Consider the following 17,022-nt stretch of genomic DNA (forward strand, 5'->3'; position numbering starts at 1 on the left):
TGCGGGGATGGCGGAGGCGGGCTTCAATCGCGTCATGGCTCGGTCGCCGGCTGAAGGTCCCGCGCCGTCGCATGTTCCTCATGATTCAAGCGTTTCACCTTGAACAGGCGCAAGACGACGACAAAGAACACCGGAACCAGAACGATCGCCAGAACCGTGGCGGAGATCATGCCGCCGACGACTCCGGTGCCGATGGCGTTCTGGCCGCCGGAGCCCGCGCCGGTGGAGATCGCCAAGGGCGCCACGCCCAGAATAAAGGCCAGCGAGGTCATCAGGATCGGCCGCAGCCGCTCTCGCGCGGCGATCGCCGCCGCCTCGGCCAGATCCTCGCCCGCCTCGAAATTCGCCTTGGCGAATTCAACGATCAGGATCGCGTTTTTTGAGGCGAGGCCGATCGTCGTCAGCAGGCCAACCTGGAAATAAACGTCGTTGTTCAGTCCACGGAAGAAGGTGGCCAGAACCGCGCCGACGACGCCAAGCGGCACGACAAGCAGAACGGCGACCGGGATCGACCAGCTTTCGTACAATGCGGCAAGGCAGAGGAAGACGACGATCAGCGAGCCGGCGTAGAGCAGTCCTGTCTGCGATCCGGATTTCACCTCCTCGTAGGACAATCCTGTCCAATCATAGCCAAATCCCGGCGGCAGCTTGCTGGCGATTTCCTTCATCGCCTCCATTGCGGCGCCCGTGCTCTGGCCCGGCGCCGGCGAACCCATGATTTCGATCGATGGGACGCCGCCATACCGTTCGAGCTTCGGCGAGCCATAGGTCCAGCGCCCTGCCGCGAAGGATGAGAACTTCACCATCTGGCCGAGCTTGTTGCGCACGTACCAGCTGTCGAGCTGATCGGGCAGCATCCGCGAATGGCTGTCGCCCTGCATGTAGACCCGCTTTACTCGGCCGCGATCGATGAAATCGTTCACGTAGGCCGACCCCCAGGCCGCCGACAGAGTGGTGTTGATGTCGGCGATGCTCAGGCTTAGCGCGTTCGCTTTCTCCCTGTCGATGACGATGGTATATTGCGGTTCGTCATCGATTCCATTGGGTCGCACGGCGACCAACCGTTGATCCTTGGCGGCCTCCGCCAACAGCTGGTTGCGAGCCTGCATCAGCTTGTCGTGGCCGAGATTGGCGCGGTCCAGGATCTGGAAGTCGAAACCGGTCGCATTGCCGAGCTCCAGCACGGCGGGGGGCGCGAAAGCGAACACCCGCGCGTCCTTGATCTCTCCGAACCGCGCCATGGCGCGTCCGGCGATCGCCTGGACCTTGTTCTGCTCGCCCGGCCGCTCGCTCCAATCCTTCAGTTTGACGAAGATCAGGCCGGCGTTCTGGCCGCGTCCGCCGAAGCTGAATCCGTTAACTTCGAAGACGCCCTCGACGTTATGAGATTCGTCCGTGCGCAGATAATCCGAGACCTCGTCCAGAACCTGTTGCGTTCTTATGCTGGTGGCGCCGGGCGGGGCGACGACCTGCGCGAACATCACGCCCTGGTCCTCGTCCGGCAGAAATCCGCTGGGTATGCGTACGAACACGAGAACCAGCACGGTCGTGACGCCGACGAACGCCAACATGGATAGAATCGGATGAGCGATCGCCAGCTTCACCACGCCGACATATCTGCGGTTGCCGCGATCGAAATTGCGGTTGAACCAGCCGAAGAAGCCGCGCTTGCCGCCTTCCTTTGGGCGCTTCAGGATGGTCGCGCACAAGGCTGGCGTGAAGACCAGCGCGACCAGCACCGATAAGATCATGGACGAGACGATTGTGATGGAGAACTGCCGGTAGATGACGCCGGTGGATCCGCCGAAGAACGACATTGGCAGGAAGACCGCCGTCAGCACCAGCGCGATGCCGACCAGCGCGCCCGAGATCTCGTCCATCGATTTGCGCGTGGCTTCCTTGGGAGAGAGATGATCTTCCTCCATCACGCGTTCGACATTCTCGACGACAACGATCGCGTCGTCGACCAAAAGACCGATGGCGAGCACCATGCCGAACATCGTCAGACTGTTGATCGAGAATCCCGCCAGCGACAGGATGGCGCAGGTTCCGAGCAGCACGACAGGAACGGCGATCGTCGGGATCAGCGTCGCCCGCAGGTTCTGTAGAAAAAGATACATGATCAGGAAGACGAGGACGACCGCGACGATGAGCGTCTCGACCACTCCATGGATGGAAAGCTCCACGAATGGCGTGGTGTCGTATGGATAGATCGCCTCCACCCCAGACGGGAAGTTCGGCCGCAGCTGTTCGATGGTCGCGCGCACCGCCTTCACCGTGTCCAGCGCGTTGGCCCCGCTGGCGAGCTTCACCGCCAGGGCTGAAGCCGGACGCCCATTGTATTTGGTGTCGACGGAATAGCTTTCGCCGGCCAGTTCAATCCGCGCCACGTCGCGGAGCAGGACTTTTGCGCCGGTCGGCTCGACCCGCAGCAAAATCTCGCCAAATTGCTGCGGCGTCTGCAGATAGGACGGCCCGATGATGGTCGCGTTGAGCTGCTGGTTCTTGACGGCGGGCAACCCGCCGAGTTCGCCGGCCGCCACCTGGACATTCTGCGCCTGGATGGCCGCGCTGACGTCGCCAGGCGTCAGGGCGTAATTGTTCAGTTTGGCTGGATCGAGCCAGATGCGCATGGCGTATTGCGAGCCGAAAAGCTGGTAATCGCCAACGCCGGGGGTCCGGCTGATCGGATCTTGGATCGAGGACGCGATGAAGTCGCCGAGATCGGCGGAGGTCATCGCCCCGTCCGTCGATACGAAGCCGACCACGACAAGGAAGTTCTTCGTGGCTTTCGCCACCTGGATGCCCTGTTGCTGCACCGCCTGCGGCAGGCGCGGCTGCGCCAGTTGCAGCTTGTTTTGCACCTGCACCTGGGCGATATCCGGGTTCGTGCCCTGGTCGAAGCTGAGAGTGATGGTGATGCTGCCATCCTTGTCGCTCTCGGACGAGAAATACAGCAAATGGTCGAGGCCGCTGAGCTGCTGTTCGATCACCTGCACCACGGTGCTCTGCACCGTCTCGGCCGACGCGCCCGGATAGGTGACGCTGATGGAGACCGCCGGCGGGGCGATGCTGGGATATTGCGCGATCGGCAACGTCAGGACGGCGACGGCGCCGGCCAGCATCACGATGATGGCCAGCACCCAGGCGAAGACCGGGTGGTCGATGAAAAAACGGGACATGAATGGACGCCTTACTGCGCGGCCGGCTTGGCGCCGGCCAAAGGCTCGGCGGACGCCATGCTGTTGTGGCTGAGCTTTGCCTCGTTGACGGTGACCTGCATGCCGGGCCGGGCCATCTGCACGCCGCTCACGATCAGCCTGTCGCCATCGTTGAGGCCGCTTGTGATCAGCCACGCGTCGCCGATCGCGCGGTCCGTCGTCAGGAGCCGGCTTTGCACCTTGCCCTCGGCGTCGACGATCAGCGCCGTCGGCTCGCCTTTCTGGCTGTGCGTGACCCCTTGCTGAGGCGCGAGGATTCCGTTCTGCCGGATCCCCTCCTGCAGCTGGGCGCGAACGAACATGCCGGGCAGCAGCAGACCCTCGTTATTTGGGAAGATCGCGCGCACGATGACGGCGCCTGTCCCCTGATCGACGGTGACTTCGCTGAATTGCAAGACGCCCGCGTGATCGTAGCTGGAGCCGTCGTCCAGCAGCAGCTTGACGGGCGCCTGGCCGTTCCCCGCGCTTTTGATCTGCCCGCTTGCCAACTCTCGCTTGAGCCGCAGGATCGTGGTGGCCGGCTGCGTGACGTCGACGTAGATAGGATCGAGCTGCGTCACGGTGACGAGCACGGTCGTTTGGTTGGCCGTGACCAGGGCGCCTTCTGTGACCGAGGACCGGCTGGCGCGTCCGGTGATCGGCGACAAGACCTTCGTATAGGCGAGATTGATCTTGGCGGCTTTAATCGCGGCCTCGGCGGAGGCGACATCGGCCTGAAATTGCTGCAGCGTCCCGACCGCGTTATCCAGATCCTGCTGGCTGACGATATTCTTCGCCGTCAAGGGCCGACGGCGGTCGACGGTCGATTGCGCAGTCCTCACCGACGCCTGCGCGTGCAACAGCGACGCCCGCGCGCTGGCGAGGCTCGCTTCATACGGCGCCGGGTCGATCTGATAAAGTTCCTGGCCCGCCTGCACGACGTCGCCCTCGACGAACAAGCGCTTGAGGATGACCCCGCTGACCTGCGGCCTGACCTCCGCCGTTCGAAAAGGCGAGGTCCGGCCCGGAAGATCCGTGGTGAGGGTAACCGGCTCGGCATGCAAGGTGACGACTTCGACAGACGGCTTCGGCGGCGGCCCCGAGGGGCCGGCCTGCGTCGCCCCGTCACACCCGGCCAGGCCCAGGCCGAGAGCCATCACGCCGACGACGCCGAAGGGCCAAGCAGAAGCGCCAGAAATGTTCATGGAGTTTCACTCTTCATTCAGCCGACGACGATGGACGGCGACCGGCGCGCGATGGCCGGATGGCTGCGCAACCAATTAAGAAACCAGCCGGTTCCCATAAATGGAAACTGCACGGTTTCGATATCTATGTCAATGCTTCGCTGTTTGTGCTTTGCTCTCGTGGCGCGGGACGAGTCGGCCCGTTTCGGCGCCGCACAAAATAAAGAGGCTCACTTGGCGACTGATCTGCAGACCAAACCGGCGGGCGTCGGCCGGCCGCGCCAGATGCTCGAAGACGAGCGCCGCGCGAAGCTTATATCCGCGGCCGCCGAGTTGTTCCTGCAAAAAGGCTATCATGCGACGACGGTGGAGGACGTCGCGCGATGCGCCGGCATGTCAAAGAAAACCGTCTATCAGGTGTTCTCGGGGAAATCCGGGCTTCTCGACGCGCTGCTGACCGAATGGTTCGCCCCTTATACGGTCCCGATCGATTCCGACGGCCGCTCGCCAAAGGATGTACTGATCGACGTCCTGTCGCGGCAGGTTAATTTCGCGCTGACGGACCGACAGGTGGCGATGCTGCGCCTTCTGATCGCCGAGACGTCCTGCTCCGGGGAAATCGTCTCGGCCCTGGAGCGGCAGGGTCTCGGACGCGGCAAGGGGGCGCTGGAACAGTGGCTCGCCGCGCAGGCGGCGCTCGGAGTGTTGAAGATCGACAACGCCGAAGAGGCGTCCAGCATGCTGTTCTTTACGGCGGCCGGCGACTTCCTGATGGGTCTCCTGCTGCGAATTCGCCCGCGGCCCACCGCCGAAGAAGTCAACGCCAGAGTGGAGCAGACAGTGGCGGCCTTCCTCTACCTGCACACGTGACATGAACTCGACCTATGTCATTTAACCGGCGTCCTGCCGCGTCATGTTTGTCCTGTCCGTGTCCTGCTCGACAGGCTCACTATCTGGCCAGCGGCGGAGGCTCGAGACCGCGCTAAATTGCACGGCTCAAGGATTTATTTCGACGGCTGGATCTAGGTTCACAGAGAGAAACCCATCGCTTCCGGCAAAGCGGGCTGACCGCTGCGCACCACCTTCGAAACCAGCGCCCCCTTGCCGCCAAAATGATGAGACAAGGTCTCTTTCGACGCGCTCACGCGTTCCGCGACGTCACATGGAAAGGCGCCTGGGGCTGCACGATCGTCTCGCAGGCCGAGCACGAGGACTTCTCGCGCACCGTCTGGATCACCCGCCACTGACGCGGGATCGACTCCAGTGTCTCGGCGACGTCGTCGCCCAGCCTCGGCAGTGTGGTCGATCCGCAGCAGGGGCAGCTTTCAGACGTCGCGATCACGACGCGCCCGCGCGGCAGATGCTCCGGAACGGGCGCGCGACGGCGCTTGTCTGTCTTGGCTGCCAACGCTTACAGGACTTGGAGTTCGTCTGCTGGAGCTTGGTGCTTAAGTTTATCAATGTGAAAAGAGTTCTTCCGGAATGGCGCTTAACTTGGCCAACTACCGCCCAACCGTTGCGTCAATTCCCGACAAGAATTTAGCAAACTATCTGCTATTGCCGCGTCCCCTGCAGGGTCAAAGCTATTAGATGCAATGGTCGTCACCACCATGGTCAACTGCTTTTGTATATCAAACACAGGAACAGCTATTGCGCGCAACCCTGGCACCAGGTCGTTGCTGATTGACGCCATCTTTGCCTCACGCACCTTCAGCTTCACTGCATTAATATCTACTGGCGAAGTGGCTCGATCTAAGGCCATCTCGGCGCGCTGGAGGTCAGCAACATGTTCCTCTTTCATGAAGGCAAGAAAGACGCGCCCAGTTGCGGAACGAGTGAGCGGCAGTCGAGAGCCGATTGAAATCGTTGTGAAGACCGGCGGATTACCGGCATACCAGCGGATCACTGTCGGTCCCTGTTCGCCCCAAACTGTGATTAATGCTGTGCGGCCGGTCATATCGACAAATTTCTGAACCAGGTCGCCGGCCTCAGCAAAGATATCCAGTCTGGCCATAGCCGCCAAACCAATGCGAATGGCGCCCGCAGCCATGTCGTACAAGCCGCTTTGGGCGTCTTGACGCAGTAATCCGCTGTTGACGAAGCTCGCAAGATAGCGGTGGGCTTGACTGGTAGACATCCCGGACGCACGTGCGATGTCGGTCAGGCCTGCCGGCGCGCCAAGACGTACTACTGCATCCAAGACGCCGACGCCGATCTCTACCGACTGGATGCCCTTTCGGCGAACGCTAGTCTGTTGGCTCGATGAATTTCGGGGCAATTCGGCCTTCCTTGCACTGGATAACGTCAATTGAACGCCGACGGTGCTAATGTGCGGTTGCTGTGTCGATAATGATTATCGCATATAACTGAGTCGGCCGGACAATTTTGAACGGGCGCGCGCGCCTCATGGGACAAAATAGCAGATTGCCGAACTGATCGCGAACCGGCCGCGGGATCCACAAACTGTCGTTGACGAAAGCATTTAGCGGTCACCGAGAGGGGAGGGAGGCGGCAGTCTCATATTTCTTAAGCGTTGGACGACGATCGCAGGGTCGTTCAGGAGGCCTGAATAGAGATCTCGGGCAGCCTCAAATTCCACGTTAGAAGCTCATCGATGCGGGCGATGGGGTGATCGGCGATGCGCGCGATGACGTCGGTTAGCCACGCTTTGGGATCGATGTCGTTCATCTCGGCGGTTTCTTTCTGTCCAAGGCCATCTCACGTTCATTCTGCCCATGTCGGGCCGGAAGTCGAGGTCCGTTATCGTTGGGATCGCTTTATGGACCCCGTGTTCGACAGTCCTACAGTGAGCAGCGCGCCGGCGGCTCGGTGGGCCACGTCGAGGCGACGCCGGGCGTTGTCGTTGTGCTGGCGGGCTGGATGCCCGATCCCGTCACCTGCGCCAGCATGGGTATCCGCGCGCCGAGATCCATGCTGACGGATCTGCATCGCCTTCTCGCGGAGCGCGGTTTCAGGGAAAGCTCTTTGGGTAATTCGAGAATCGCCGAGGAGGAACAAAATGAGCAAGTCGCCGCATCCGGTTCCGACATCCCAGCGCCATCCTGGCGCCGCGTCAACTCGACATTCCGTTCGATTCCATTCAACCGGAAAAGATGAGCGCCTCGGAGCGCGCGAAGGCAATCGGACGCCTAGCCATCCTCTTGATGCAAGCAGCGGGTCCCGCAAAGCAGGAGCGAGACGATGACGACGCCGATCTTTTTCCCGCGTGGGTGCTGAGGCGCAAGGTGGTGTTCTATGTCGTCAAGTCCTCTAAGGCGAAGGTCGAGACCAATCTCGAAAGCCAGTCCCGACAATAGGAACTCGTCGATGCACGCCGCCGGCGCGGCTTCCAGAATGTCGAGGTCATCGACGACGGTCTCGGGCACACAACAAGCGGAATGACGTCTCGGACTCGCTTCAACCAGCTTGCCGGGGCGGCCCTTGCGCTCTAAGTAAAGATCCCGTCCTCGCCACGCAGCCATCAGAGCTCGGGAACGCGATCGACCTGAACAAGAATGTGATCATCTGGCACGCGCAGACACACCGCTGCATTCGGATTGATCCTCTGTCTCCTCCAGATAGGTTTTGGCCGGCTTTTCTTGAAGCTGGAAATGTTACGCCCGGCGGCCGAGCGTCCGTTGCGCCCAGGATCCGTCAGGAGCGCCTTGGCAAACCGCTCCTTTTCGTGAAATTCATGACAATCTCGATGCGACACCGAAAACTTGTCTGGCTAAAAGCGTTCGCGAAAGCGGCTCCGCGTCCCCCCCGAGGAGCGCGAGAGCGGCGCTTGGCAAAATCAAAATCGGGAACCGCTCTCGGAACATATTCCCTGGTCGTTCAGCTTTGGCGTCATTTCCAGAGAGATGCCGCAGATCACAAGGAAGCATCCAAACCGTTCACGGCCTAGAATTTCGCTGCTACGGCTGCCGGCGGCGGATCCGCGACCCACAAAGGGATGATGATGTTGACCCAGCCGCGTATTTCATGACCGCCGTAATTGGTTTGTGCCACGTCGCGGGTCAGCTTCAGTTGCAGATTGACGCTACCGAAATCGTATCCCACCAGGCCCCCGACCGCGAATTGGCTTTGCTGCTGGTATCCCCTGTAAGGGGAATCGAGGTCCGCGGAACCGAATCCGACCGCGCCTATTTCGAACTTTCCGAACTTATGTGTCGCGGTAAGGTCGACGTTGATCCAATTCGTACCCCAGGAGCCGGCGTCGAGAGGGTTGCCATTCTGGCCGGTGCCGTAAATGAAAGTAGCTGAAATGTTCCAGCCGTTGGCCAGATAGCTCAAAGCGGCTGCGCCTTGGAACGAAGCGAAGTTGCGTGTCGCCCCGAGACTCGACAGTGAATCACGCAATGGAAAATACACTCCGGCAATGAACCCGCCGAAAAATCCGCCGCCAAGATCCCAGTTCAAGTGCGCACCTACGAGAGGATTGAGAAATCCTCCCTTGTTGAGGACGTCGTGAATATTGACGTTGGCCATCGGCGTAGCGAAGTCGAACATCACGTGCCCACCCAGAACGTCCCAGGGCGTGGACCAGATCATCCAAGCAGGCATCAGCGCGCCGACGGATTGACCAGGGACCGAATTACGATATCCAAAGCTCGGCAGGGAGACTGCATAAATGCCCTGTGGAAGCGGTGCGCCCAAGGGGATACCGGCGCTGACGCCAGGGATGAGTTCCGACCGGGCGATCGACGCTGTCGCCCCGCCGCAAAGCGACAGAGCGCCAACTGTCGTCGCGATGATTTTATTTCGCACATTCATTTTCCTCTCCTTTGTTTCTTTTGTCGGGAGGCACAAGCAAGTGTCGACCTTCTTGTAATTCTTGTTGAACGCCATTCGCGCGGCGTTATTGTGCAGATATAGGGACACACCATTATGCCGATACTTAACGCACTTCCGGTTTACTTACGGCAAGCAGGCAATAGATAGCATCAACGAAATAGCTTGTGTGGGGCACGCTGCCCAAAATGGGTTTCTATTTGATTTTAATATAGCAGCTGCGTTTTTGTCACAATATTTCGAAAGACAACTCTTCTGTCGCGAAGTTCGAGGCGGGTGTTTCGACGGTTAAACACTGGCCCGGGTTATTGCCGCACGACACTATTATTGCAGTATTTGTTCGACGAACTCGCGCCACTGATCTAGCTCGACTATGATAATTCCGCGCGCCGACATTGAGACGACCTTCGTTTCTGCGAGCGCTATGGCCTTTCGTCGCACTGTTTCTCTGGGAATTTCAAGGATCGCCGCAATATCGACGCAGGAGACCGGCCTTATAGTAACAATTCCGCTCTTTGCCTCCGAAATGCCCAAATAACCGACTGCAAGAAAAATCAACGCTTCTTCCACGGTCAGTCGCCGACGCGCGCGCGCCTCGCCTATGGCGCGCAAAAACCTTCCCAAGCTTTCCAAAAGCGAATGATTTTCGAAGGTCAACTTCTTTTGGTTGGGAGTTACGGAATATTGCATCTGACACCAGAAGTTCGAGTTGGAACGTCGCGCTTTGATCGTGACTCCGTCTTCAGGTGAAACAGTTCCCAACGCGCCGGCGGCGCAAATATCCGCACGAGACTTCCCGAAGATTGGTCCGCCCGCGTCGCGCGTCGCGTCGACCGATCCGGTGATGGCGTCGGCAATTTTTGCGAAGGGTGAAGGCGGCGCGCGCGCCGGATACGATCCGAATCGCTTTGCAGCCGTCCATCTGCGCCACTCCCCGTCGTTTCATACTCCGCAGGGCGGTCACTGACTTCGATCGTCAACCCCCAATTATGACGGCGCCGCGAATTGCGCTGCCGGATGTTAGATGCGATTTCCGGCCCGGTACGCCCGCAACTCGTATCATCTGCCGCCCACTAACAAGGCAGTTCGGGAATAAGTCGCTGTTCGTTTGTGGAATATCAGCCACCCGGCTCGAATCAATTCGGCCCAACTATTTCGTCCGTACTACCTTGTCGGCCACCGGCAGACAGCTACATGAACGTGCAATCTGTGGGTGTATTATCGAACTTCAACCGGCGCTTCAGATTTCTAACTAACCGACGGTTTCAAGCGGACCTGATGGGCTGATCACCCTTTGCTTGCCCAAGATGGTTTGCATGACCACGGACAGCTGATCGAGATGCTTTTCCGACGCGTCTTTTGCTCGCCACGCAACGAACAAGTCGGGCCTCACGAGCAAAGCCCCGCTTTCGTCCACCTCGGCCATGCGCGCAAAGTCGCCATAAGTATCCACATACAGTTCGCCGGGGCCGATGACGTGAACCTGGATCGTGATCCCCAACATTTCTGACGCCTTCGCGGCCGCCTTTTCCCATGCGCCTCCCGACAGGCCTGTCAAAAGCGTAAAACGCCCCTTGCCGCACAAGTCCAAAGTAGAGACGCGTCGCTGTGACGTTGTGAGCCACACGTGAGGCAGATGAGCGCCAGGGCGGGTGCTGGCTTGATAATAAAGCTCCTTATCACGCGCAAAACCAGGATCTTCGGTGCCATCAGAATAGACTGCGTTAGACGCATAGCGTTGATTCAATTCGACACCGTGGCCGCCGCCAAACCCAATAATTGTTGCGTTCATCGCTATTCTAAGCGCCTGCCGACTCGCGGCGCCTTCGGAAGTCGGAGCCTTTAACGTCTGCAAGCTCTTGGAAATATCCTCCTCCGAGGGCGAATGAGGGATGCCGAGTGCATGGAACATTGGCGGCAAGGTCGCAAGGCTGGCAAAAGCGCGTTCAACAATCTGCTGCGCAACAGGAGCTCGCTCGACTTCGTACGATTCCAAAAGCGTCGGCGCCGCGTGGCCTTTGACCACCATGGCGAGCTTCCACGCTAGGTTATAAGAGTCCTGAATGGACGTATTGAGCCCGAGACCACCCATCGGCGTATGACGATGAATTGCGTCGCCCATACAGAACACGCGACCGCTTGAAATCTTAGCCGCGTATTGCTGATTGATCGTCCAAGATGAAATTGCCCCGATCGTCACAGGAATCTTGTCTGTTCCAATAATTTTATGCACAATCTTCACGGCTTCCGATTCACAGAGGTTTGGCGCCCCCTTTGCGAGCTCATACCCCCAGACGCAAACCCACTTATTCCATGGGCGCACCATTCGAAGCACGCCAACGCCCGCGCCATTCACGCCAGTGCCAGCCTGAAGCATCCAGTACATATCGCTACGACGATGATCGCAAAGCGACGACAAATCCGCCGTGAACTCGACATTAATAGAGCCAGAATCACCGAGCGCCATTTGACCTTTAAAAGGCAGATCGATATCTTGCGCGACCTTGGAGCGCGCGCCGTCGGCGCCGATAAGGTATTTGGCCCTAACCTCATATTCAAGGCCTGTTACATGATCTAACAGGAGGGCCGTTACTCCGGCGTCATCCTGTGCATGAGACAAATATTCCGTTTTGAAGCGGACGTCCGCGCCTCTCTGGGACGCTTCATTGACGACGAGAGGCTCAAAATACAGTTGGGGCAAATCGCAGACGGAGGACGGGCTGGCCAAATCGTGGGCGGCTTTATTGGTCGGGTGGGTAGACCAGGTACGAATACGCCCGAACTCTTCACCGACCAGACTGGTGGCATAAACGTGCTCACCCATATAATTTTGCGGTGTTGCAAGACCAATTGCCGCTTCTTCCAACCCAATATCTCTCATAATCTCCATAGCGCGTTGATTTGTGATGTGAGACCGCGGTCCTGGAGATGTTGAGTGATATTTGCTAATAACAATATTTCTGATTCCTAGTCTTGATAGGAGTACAGCAGAAACAGCACCAGCCGGGCCAGCGCCGACAATCAACACGTCGGTCTCAACTTGTTTCATCGTCTATTCCTCCCTTATTATTTTTAGCCGACTTTACATAGGTCTGGCAGCAGGCTGCAAAAAGTAGATTACCACGTTGGTGAAGATCTCCGGATATTCCATCATGGCCCAATGACGGCAGTGCGGAAGGAAGTAACCCGTCGAGTTTTCGAGCAATTCGAGAAACCTCACATTCTCTTTCATTGGAATCACCAAATCGTCTTTACCGGCAAAGACAAGGCAGCGTGTTTTGACCGCAGCAACTTCCCTTTCCTCGTAGTGAAGTCCCCCGCGTTGCTTGACCCAGCCCATCGTGGCCTTGTAAGCAGCCTTACGCGCGGGATCGATCGAGAGTTCATATCGATACCGTAGAAGCTCTTCGGGCATCTCGAGGTCTGGGTTGGCCAAAACGGCGACGATCTTCCGCATGCCTTCAAAGGTGTCGTCGTAATTCACTACCGGAGCGAGCGCGGCGCTAAGCTCATGATTTAGCCCGCCGCTGCCCATAAGAACAATGCTACGCACCAGGTCTGGCCTCTTCATCGCCACACCCAGCGCCGTCGCCCCGCCCATGGAATTGCCAACAATATGAATTGATTCGCACCCAAGCGCTTCGATAAAGGCGATCGCCTGATCGTTCCGAGCGTCCTGCGTGTAGGAGAATAGACTTGGATCAGGCGCATCGGATCGACCAAATCCAACCATATCCATGGCTATAACGCGCATTCGCTCGGCAAACATTGGGAAGCACACTGCCCAATTCCCCCAGGAATCAGCACCAGCCCCACCGCCATGGATAAGAAGAACGGGATCTCCAGAACCAGCTTCGAAGTAGTGTGTCGTGAAAGCCCCAGTTTTGATGAATTTGCTCTCGTACATTCTTAATTCGCCCATAGTCCCATTGATCCGCGGCCCGCGCCGTATCTTCGTGGTTTATTAACGTCAATGTCCGTGCGAATGCCCCCAGTCGCTAAGCTGAGAGTAGGTCTTTACATCCCAGTTGAGATCGTCGATGACGACCCCGCCATGGCCGTATTCAATAAGAACTCCCGAGGGCGTCTGAACATAAAACGAGAACATGTGATCGTTGGGGTGATGTCCCAACCCCATAGCTACAGGGAAGCCTGCCGCCAAACAGCGATCGTGGGCCAAGCCAACATCATTAATATTCTCAACTTCGATCATGAGGTGATGAAGGCGCTTAGGCATAGGAATTTGCGCGGTTGCCAGAGAATGGTGCCGCCCGGTAACGGTATGAAAAAACGTGGCGTCAACGTCGACGACGCCGTGCGGCGTCTCGAGGGGAGCGCGAATATAATCGCTCAGTAGGAGTCCGAGATTCTTGCGACAGAAATTCACTGTCTCGGAGTAGTTTTTGGCCACAACCAGAATATGACCGATACCAAGACGTCCAGTGACAAAATGACCGTTGAGAATCTTAGAGGTAAAGGGCGTTGAAGCGTACTTTGCTCCAAAGGCGAATTCATGCCGCAATCCGTTTGGGTCGATACAGAAATACGCTTTTTCTACTTTGCGCTCTACCGCTAATTCTCGGCCGCAATCAGCTACTTTAAGTCCGGTACGAGCGAGATCCTGCACGTAGCTCGCGAGCTCATCCTCCGTGTCGAATAGCCAACCCGCATACTGCAAATCGTCTGCATCGCCACTTTCGAGGACGATTCGCTGTTCGTGGTCGTCAAGCCTGAGCGATACCGTTCCCTCTTCCTTGGCTCCCAGTTGCATGCCCAGCACATCGACGGCTAGCTGTTCCCATTTAGCGAGGTCTTGAACAGCAAAGCCCAGATAGCCCAAACATTTAATTTCCGCCATGACGCTCCTCCTCAAATGATACGGCTTAGCGTTCGCGGTGCTAATCGCGAAGACGACTCCGTTTTGTTCAATTGGACTTCATTGCGGGAGGTCGGTCTATCGCGGTTATGGCGATGGCTATCCAAATCTTGCAATTAGTTGGCGTTCTCAAACAATCTTCGGTCATTCCTGGTTGCGTACATAGTTGAGAACTGAGGCGACCATTTTGCTGGAGGTTCCGGGTCTGACGGGGGACCTTGCTCTCCTCCCCCCCGGGGGGGGGGAATGTCTTCGTCGAACAGCAGACGACGGGCATGCTCCTGCGTACTCACGATCTTTTCATCCGCCAGGATTCGCAATTGGCGAACGCCTTTCTAGTGCAAATGAGCTAGGTCGGCATCGTCGGCGTGCTCGGAATGGCGTGCATTGCCAAGCTGATAAGGTACGCGGTCATGACGTCTCGTTCCCGCCTGTCTCGCGACCTGCCCTGCTCGAAATCGCAGAATAGATCGACGTGCTCTCCGATCGCATCGAGCGCCTCGACCAGGAAATCTAGGCGGCCGTCAAGGCGATGCGACCGCTCGACGCCTGACCAGCGTCCTTGGCGCCGGGCCGCTGATCACCGCCGCCGTTCGGCGGACCGTCAACGACATTGAGGGCTTCACGGGCGCCGCGACTTCGCCGCGTGGCTGGGCCTCCCGCCGTGCCTACTCTCCAGCGGTGGAAGGGAGAAGCTCGGGTCAATCTCCAAACAGGGCAATCGCTAACTCTGGATCCTACTGGTCGTCGGCGCCTCGTCGATTATCAGTCAAGCGAAGAGCGGCGTCCCGTTGCCCGCCATGGCGGATCCGGTTGACGGCCCGCAAGCCCTACAAACGGGTCGCGATTGCGCTTGCCAATAAGACCGCCCGAATCATCCGGGCCTTACTTGCCAAGGGAGCTTCTACAGGAAACTGCGGGCAACCCGGCGGCGGTCTTACCAGCCAGGAGATCTCGGCATCTATGCCGAGAAAAGAAGCAAACGGGCGAACGGAAACCTGAACCACGACGGACAGGAACCCGATATCGGACACGACGCCTGCCTCAATGACATACGAACAGACAAGGGGCAGCGGGCGATGTCGTCGAGGAACAACATTCCGCCGTCCGAACACTCGAGCCGTTCGAAACCGACCTGCGTCGAACCCTTATCTTCGTGATCCGCGGACGGTCATCGGAACTGAAGATCTTGGGTCTGAGGATGGATGCTTTGGCGTCATCGCACGCCGATTAAGGGTCCTAGCGGCGTTCGGGCCGAGGACTTCGTCGTCCCTTCTGGCTGATTGGGCGAACAAATTCTATTGCACATTGCGTTTAGTATTGTATATTGTGCGAAACAGAACGGGGCCCAACCCGCTTCAGCGCTATGGAGGAAAAATGCGCGAACCTGGAAAATGGGTGAGAGCGACATCGTTGGCGGAACTATTGGACCGGCAAGTCATCGGGGTCGACGTCTTGGGCGTTCCCGTTGTTGTTTACTCCGTGGATGGGGAAGTTTTCGCCACTTACGACATTTGCAGCCATGGCAAGGCCCGTCTCTCGGACGGATATCTTGAAGGCCGGGAAATTGAGTGCCCATTGCACCAAGGAACATTCGATGTTTGTACCGGCCAAGCCGTGAAGGCTCCCTGCATTGAGCCAGTGCGTCCGTTTCAAACCAAAATCGAACATGATGACGTCCTCGTCTTCATTGACGACTAAAAGAACAAAATAAGGAGGAGACAGTATGCTTAAGCCGGCAGTTAACGATTGGCTCGCTGATCAATACGACCGAGTCCCCTATCGACTTTATTCAGATCAGTCTGTGTATGATTCTGAGCAGAAGAAGATTTACAGCGGGCCGCTTTGGCACTTTGTCGGCATGGAGGCAGAACTAGCCAAGCCCAATGATTTCAAAACGACATTCGTTGGCGAAACGCCGGTTGTTGTGACGCGCGACGAGAACGGAAAGTTTTTTGCGTGGGTCAACCGCTGTTCGCATCGGGGCGCGTTGGTCTGTCGTGAGCGCAAAGGGAATTCAAAGTCCCACGCCTGTGTTTACCATCAATGGTCCTTCGATACGGAAGGAAATCTGACAGGCGTACCGTTCCGCCGCGGCGTGGCCGGTGTTGGGGGGTATCCGAAGGATTTCAGCACTGCGAATCATGCGCTAAAAAAACTCAGGGTAGAGACGTTTAGCGGCCTGATTTTCGCTACGTTTAATCATGATACGCCAACTTTGGCTAAGTTTTTAGGCCCCAAGGTTGTTAAGTTTCTCGATCGCGTTTGCGGTAAGCCGCTAAAATTGCTGGGCTATCATCGTCAATACATACACGGAAACTGGAAACTTTACCTCGATAATACGCGTGATCCCTACCACGCCAGTCTGTTGCATCTCTTCCATGGCACGTTCGGTCTCATTCGAACTTCGCAGACGGGCGTCTCTTGGGTGGATTCGGAAGTCGGCTGGCATAGCATCATTACTGCCGAAGGTGGCTCGGACGACAATAAACTCGATGCATATGAGAATGAAGGCCTCAGGACGTATCAGCCCGACTCTTTCAAGTTGAAAGATATTTCGCTACTGCGAGGCCGCAAGGAATACCCGGATCCGGTAACGCTCCTGATCATGAGCGTTTTCCCCAGTTTGGTAATGCATCAGATCTCTAACACCCTATGCTTTCGTCAAGTGTTGCCAAAAGCGCCGGATCAGACGGAATTGATTTGGCACTATTTCGGGTACGTGGACGACGACGCCGAAATGCAAGGGATCCGTCTAAAGCAAATGAATTTGGTTGGCCCCGGCGGACTGATTTCCATGGAAGACGGAGAGGCCATCGAAATCGTCCAGCGGGCCACCGTGGGCGAAGGCGACGGGCAAGCAGTTCTGGAGATGGGAGGGCGCGACGCTGTTGGCGCTGATCATTTGGTCACCGAAGGCGCTATCCGCTGCATGTGGAAGGGCTATCGCGAGATCATGGGATTGTGA

At 57.7% G+C, this 17,022-nt stretch carries 14 protein-coding genes and 3 pseudogenes; 6 read left to right on the forward strand and 11 right to left on the reverse strand.

The window, feature by feature from the left end:
• Positions 1-32 precede the first annotated feature (32 nt).
• Both MSIL_RS07450 and MSIL_RS07455 read right to left on the reverse strand, forming a co-directional pair.
• Complete coding sequence (locus tag MSIL_RS07450; protein ID WP_012590487.1) at positions 33-3,182, reverse strand: efflux RND transporter permease subunit; 3,150 nt, start codon at positions 3,180-3,182, stop codon at positions 33-35.
• A gap of 11 nt (positions 3,183-3,193) precedes the next feature.
• Entirely contained in the window at positions 3,194-4,405 is a 1,212-nt protein-coding gene (locus MSIL_RS07455; RefSeq protein ID WP_012590488.1) for an efflux RND transporter periplasmic adaptor subunit, read from the reverse strand.
• A gap of 213 nt (positions 4,406-4,618) precedes the next feature.
• Here MSIL_RS07455 and MSIL_RS21625 point away from each other — a divergent pair, with 213 nt between their 5' ends.
• Positions 4,619-5,254 carry a TetR/AcrR family transcriptional regulator gene (locus MSIL_RS21625; RefSeq protein WP_012590489.1) on the forward strand — a complete coding sequence of 212 codons (636 nt, stop codon included), beginning with the start codon at positions 4,619-4,621 and terminating at the stop codon, positions 5,252-5,254.
• Positions 5,255-5,534: 280 nt separating this feature from the next.
• Here MSIL_RS21625 and MSIL_RS07465 read toward each other — a convergent pair.
• From MSIL_RS07465 to MSIL_RS20620, 3 genes and pseudogenes are all read right to left on the reverse strand, one after another.
• Positions 5,535-5,777: pseudogene (locus MSIL_RS07465) on the reverse strand (IS66 family transposase zinc-finger binding domain-containing protein); the annotation flags it as partial.
• A 96-nt stretch (positions 5,778-5,873) separates the two neighbouring features.
• On the reverse strand, positions 5,874-6,692 hold the full coding sequence (locus MSIL_RS07470) for an IclR family transcriptional regulator (RefSeq protein WP_341871987.1): 819 nt from the start codon (positions 6,690-6,692) through the stop codon (positions 5,874-5,876).
• Between the two features lie 248 nt (positions 6,693-6,940).
• Positions 6,941-7,081 (reverse strand): annotated as a pseudogene (locus tag MSIL_RS20620) (transposase domain-containing protein); the annotation flags it as partial.
• A gap of 132 nt (positions 7,082-7,213) precedes the next feature.
• Here MSIL_RS20620 and MSIL_RS07475 point away from each other — a divergent pair.
• Positions 7,214-7,501: a hypothetical protein gene (locus tag MSIL_RS07475; protein WP_041367738.1), complete on the forward strand. Its 288-nt coding sequence runs from the start codon at positions 7,214-7,216 to the stop codon at positions 7,499-7,501.
• A gap of 32 nt (positions 7,502-7,533) precedes the next feature.
• Here MSIL_RS07475 and MSIL_RS21630 read toward each other — a convergent pair whose 3' ends face one another.
• From MSIL_RS21630 to MSIL_RS07490, 3 genes are all read right to left on the reverse strand, one after another.
• Entirely contained in the window at positions 7,534-7,770 is a 237-nt protein-coding gene (locus MSIL_RS21630; RefSeq protein WP_187148711.1) for a hypothetical protein, read from the reverse strand.
• A gap of 517 nt (positions 7,771-8,287) precedes the next feature.
• A complete protein-coding gene (locus MSIL_RS07485; RefSeq protein ID WP_049768121.1) occupies positions 8,288-9,235 on the reverse strand; it encodes a transporter in 948 nt (315 codons plus the stop codon).
• 267 nt (positions 9,236-9,502) lie between these two features.
• Complete coding sequence (locus MSIL_RS07490; protein WP_148213049.1) at positions 9,503-9,835, reverse strand: hypothetical protein; 333 nt, start codon at positions 9,833-9,835, stop codon at positions 9,503-9,505.
• A 67-nt stretch (positions 9,836-9,902) separates the two neighbouring features.
• On the opposite strand from MSIL_RS07490, the gene MSIL_RS21235 reads away from it, so the two are divergent.
• A complete protein-coding gene (locus tag MSIL_RS21235; RefSeq protein ID WP_148213050.1) occupies positions 9,903-10,145 on the forward strand; it encodes a hypothetical protein in 243 nt (80 codons plus the stop codon).
• 285 nt (positions 10,146-10,430) lie between these two features.
• On the opposite strand, the gene MSIL_RS07495 is transcribed toward MSIL_RS21235, so the two are convergent.
• From MSIL_RS07495 to MSIL_RS07505, 3 genes are all read right to left on the reverse strand, one after another.
• The gene (locus tag MSIL_RS07495; protein WP_012590493.1) at positions 10,431-12,227 is read right to left on the reverse strand and encodes an FAD-dependent oxidoreductase; all 1,797 of its coding nucleotides are present in this window, start codon (positions 12,225-12,227) and stop codon (positions 10,431-10,433) included.
• Between the two features lie 33 nt (positions 12,228-12,260).
• Positions 12,261-13,085: an alpha/beta fold hydrolase gene (locus MSIL_RS07500; protein WP_210160586.1), complete on the reverse strand. Its 825-nt coding sequence runs from the start codon at positions 13,083-13,085 to the stop codon at positions 12,261-12,263.
• Positions 13,086-13,148: 63 nt separating this feature from the next.
• Positions 13,149-14,036, reverse strand: coding sequence for a VOC family protein (locus MSIL_RS07505; protein WP_012590495.1), 888 nt, complete (start codon positions 14,034-14,036; stop codon positions 13,149-13,151).
• Positions 14,037-14,698: 662 nt separating this feature from the next.
• Between MSIL_RS07505 and MSIL_RS22325 the strand changes: the two are divergent.
• The 3 genes and pseudogenes from MSIL_RS22325 to MSIL_RS07515 all read left to right on the forward strand — a co-directional run.
• Positions 14,699-14,782: pseudogene (locus MSIL_RS22325) on the forward strand (transposase); the annotation flags it as partial.
• 649 nt (positions 14,783-15,431) lie between these two features.
• The gene (locus MSIL_RS07510; RefSeq protein WP_012590496.1) at positions 15,432-15,755 is read left to right on the forward strand and encodes a non-heme iron oxygenase ferredoxin subunit; all 324 of its coding nucleotides are present in this window, start codon (positions 15,432-15,434) and stop codon (positions 15,753-15,755) included.
• Between the two features lie 25 nt (positions 15,756-15,780).
• Positions 15,781-17,022: an aromatic ring-hydroxylating dioxygenase subunit alpha gene (locus tag MSIL_RS07515; RefSeq protein ID WP_012590497.1), complete on the forward strand. Its 1,242-nt coding sequence runs from the start codon at positions 15,781-15,783 to the stop codon at positions 17,020-17,022.

This window comes from Methylocella silvestris BL2 (genome assembly GCF_000021745.1).
GTDB classification, from domain to species: domain Bacteria; phylum Pseudomonadota; class Alphaproteobacteria; order Rhizobiales; family Beijerinckiaceae; genus Methylocapsa; species Methylocapsa silvestris.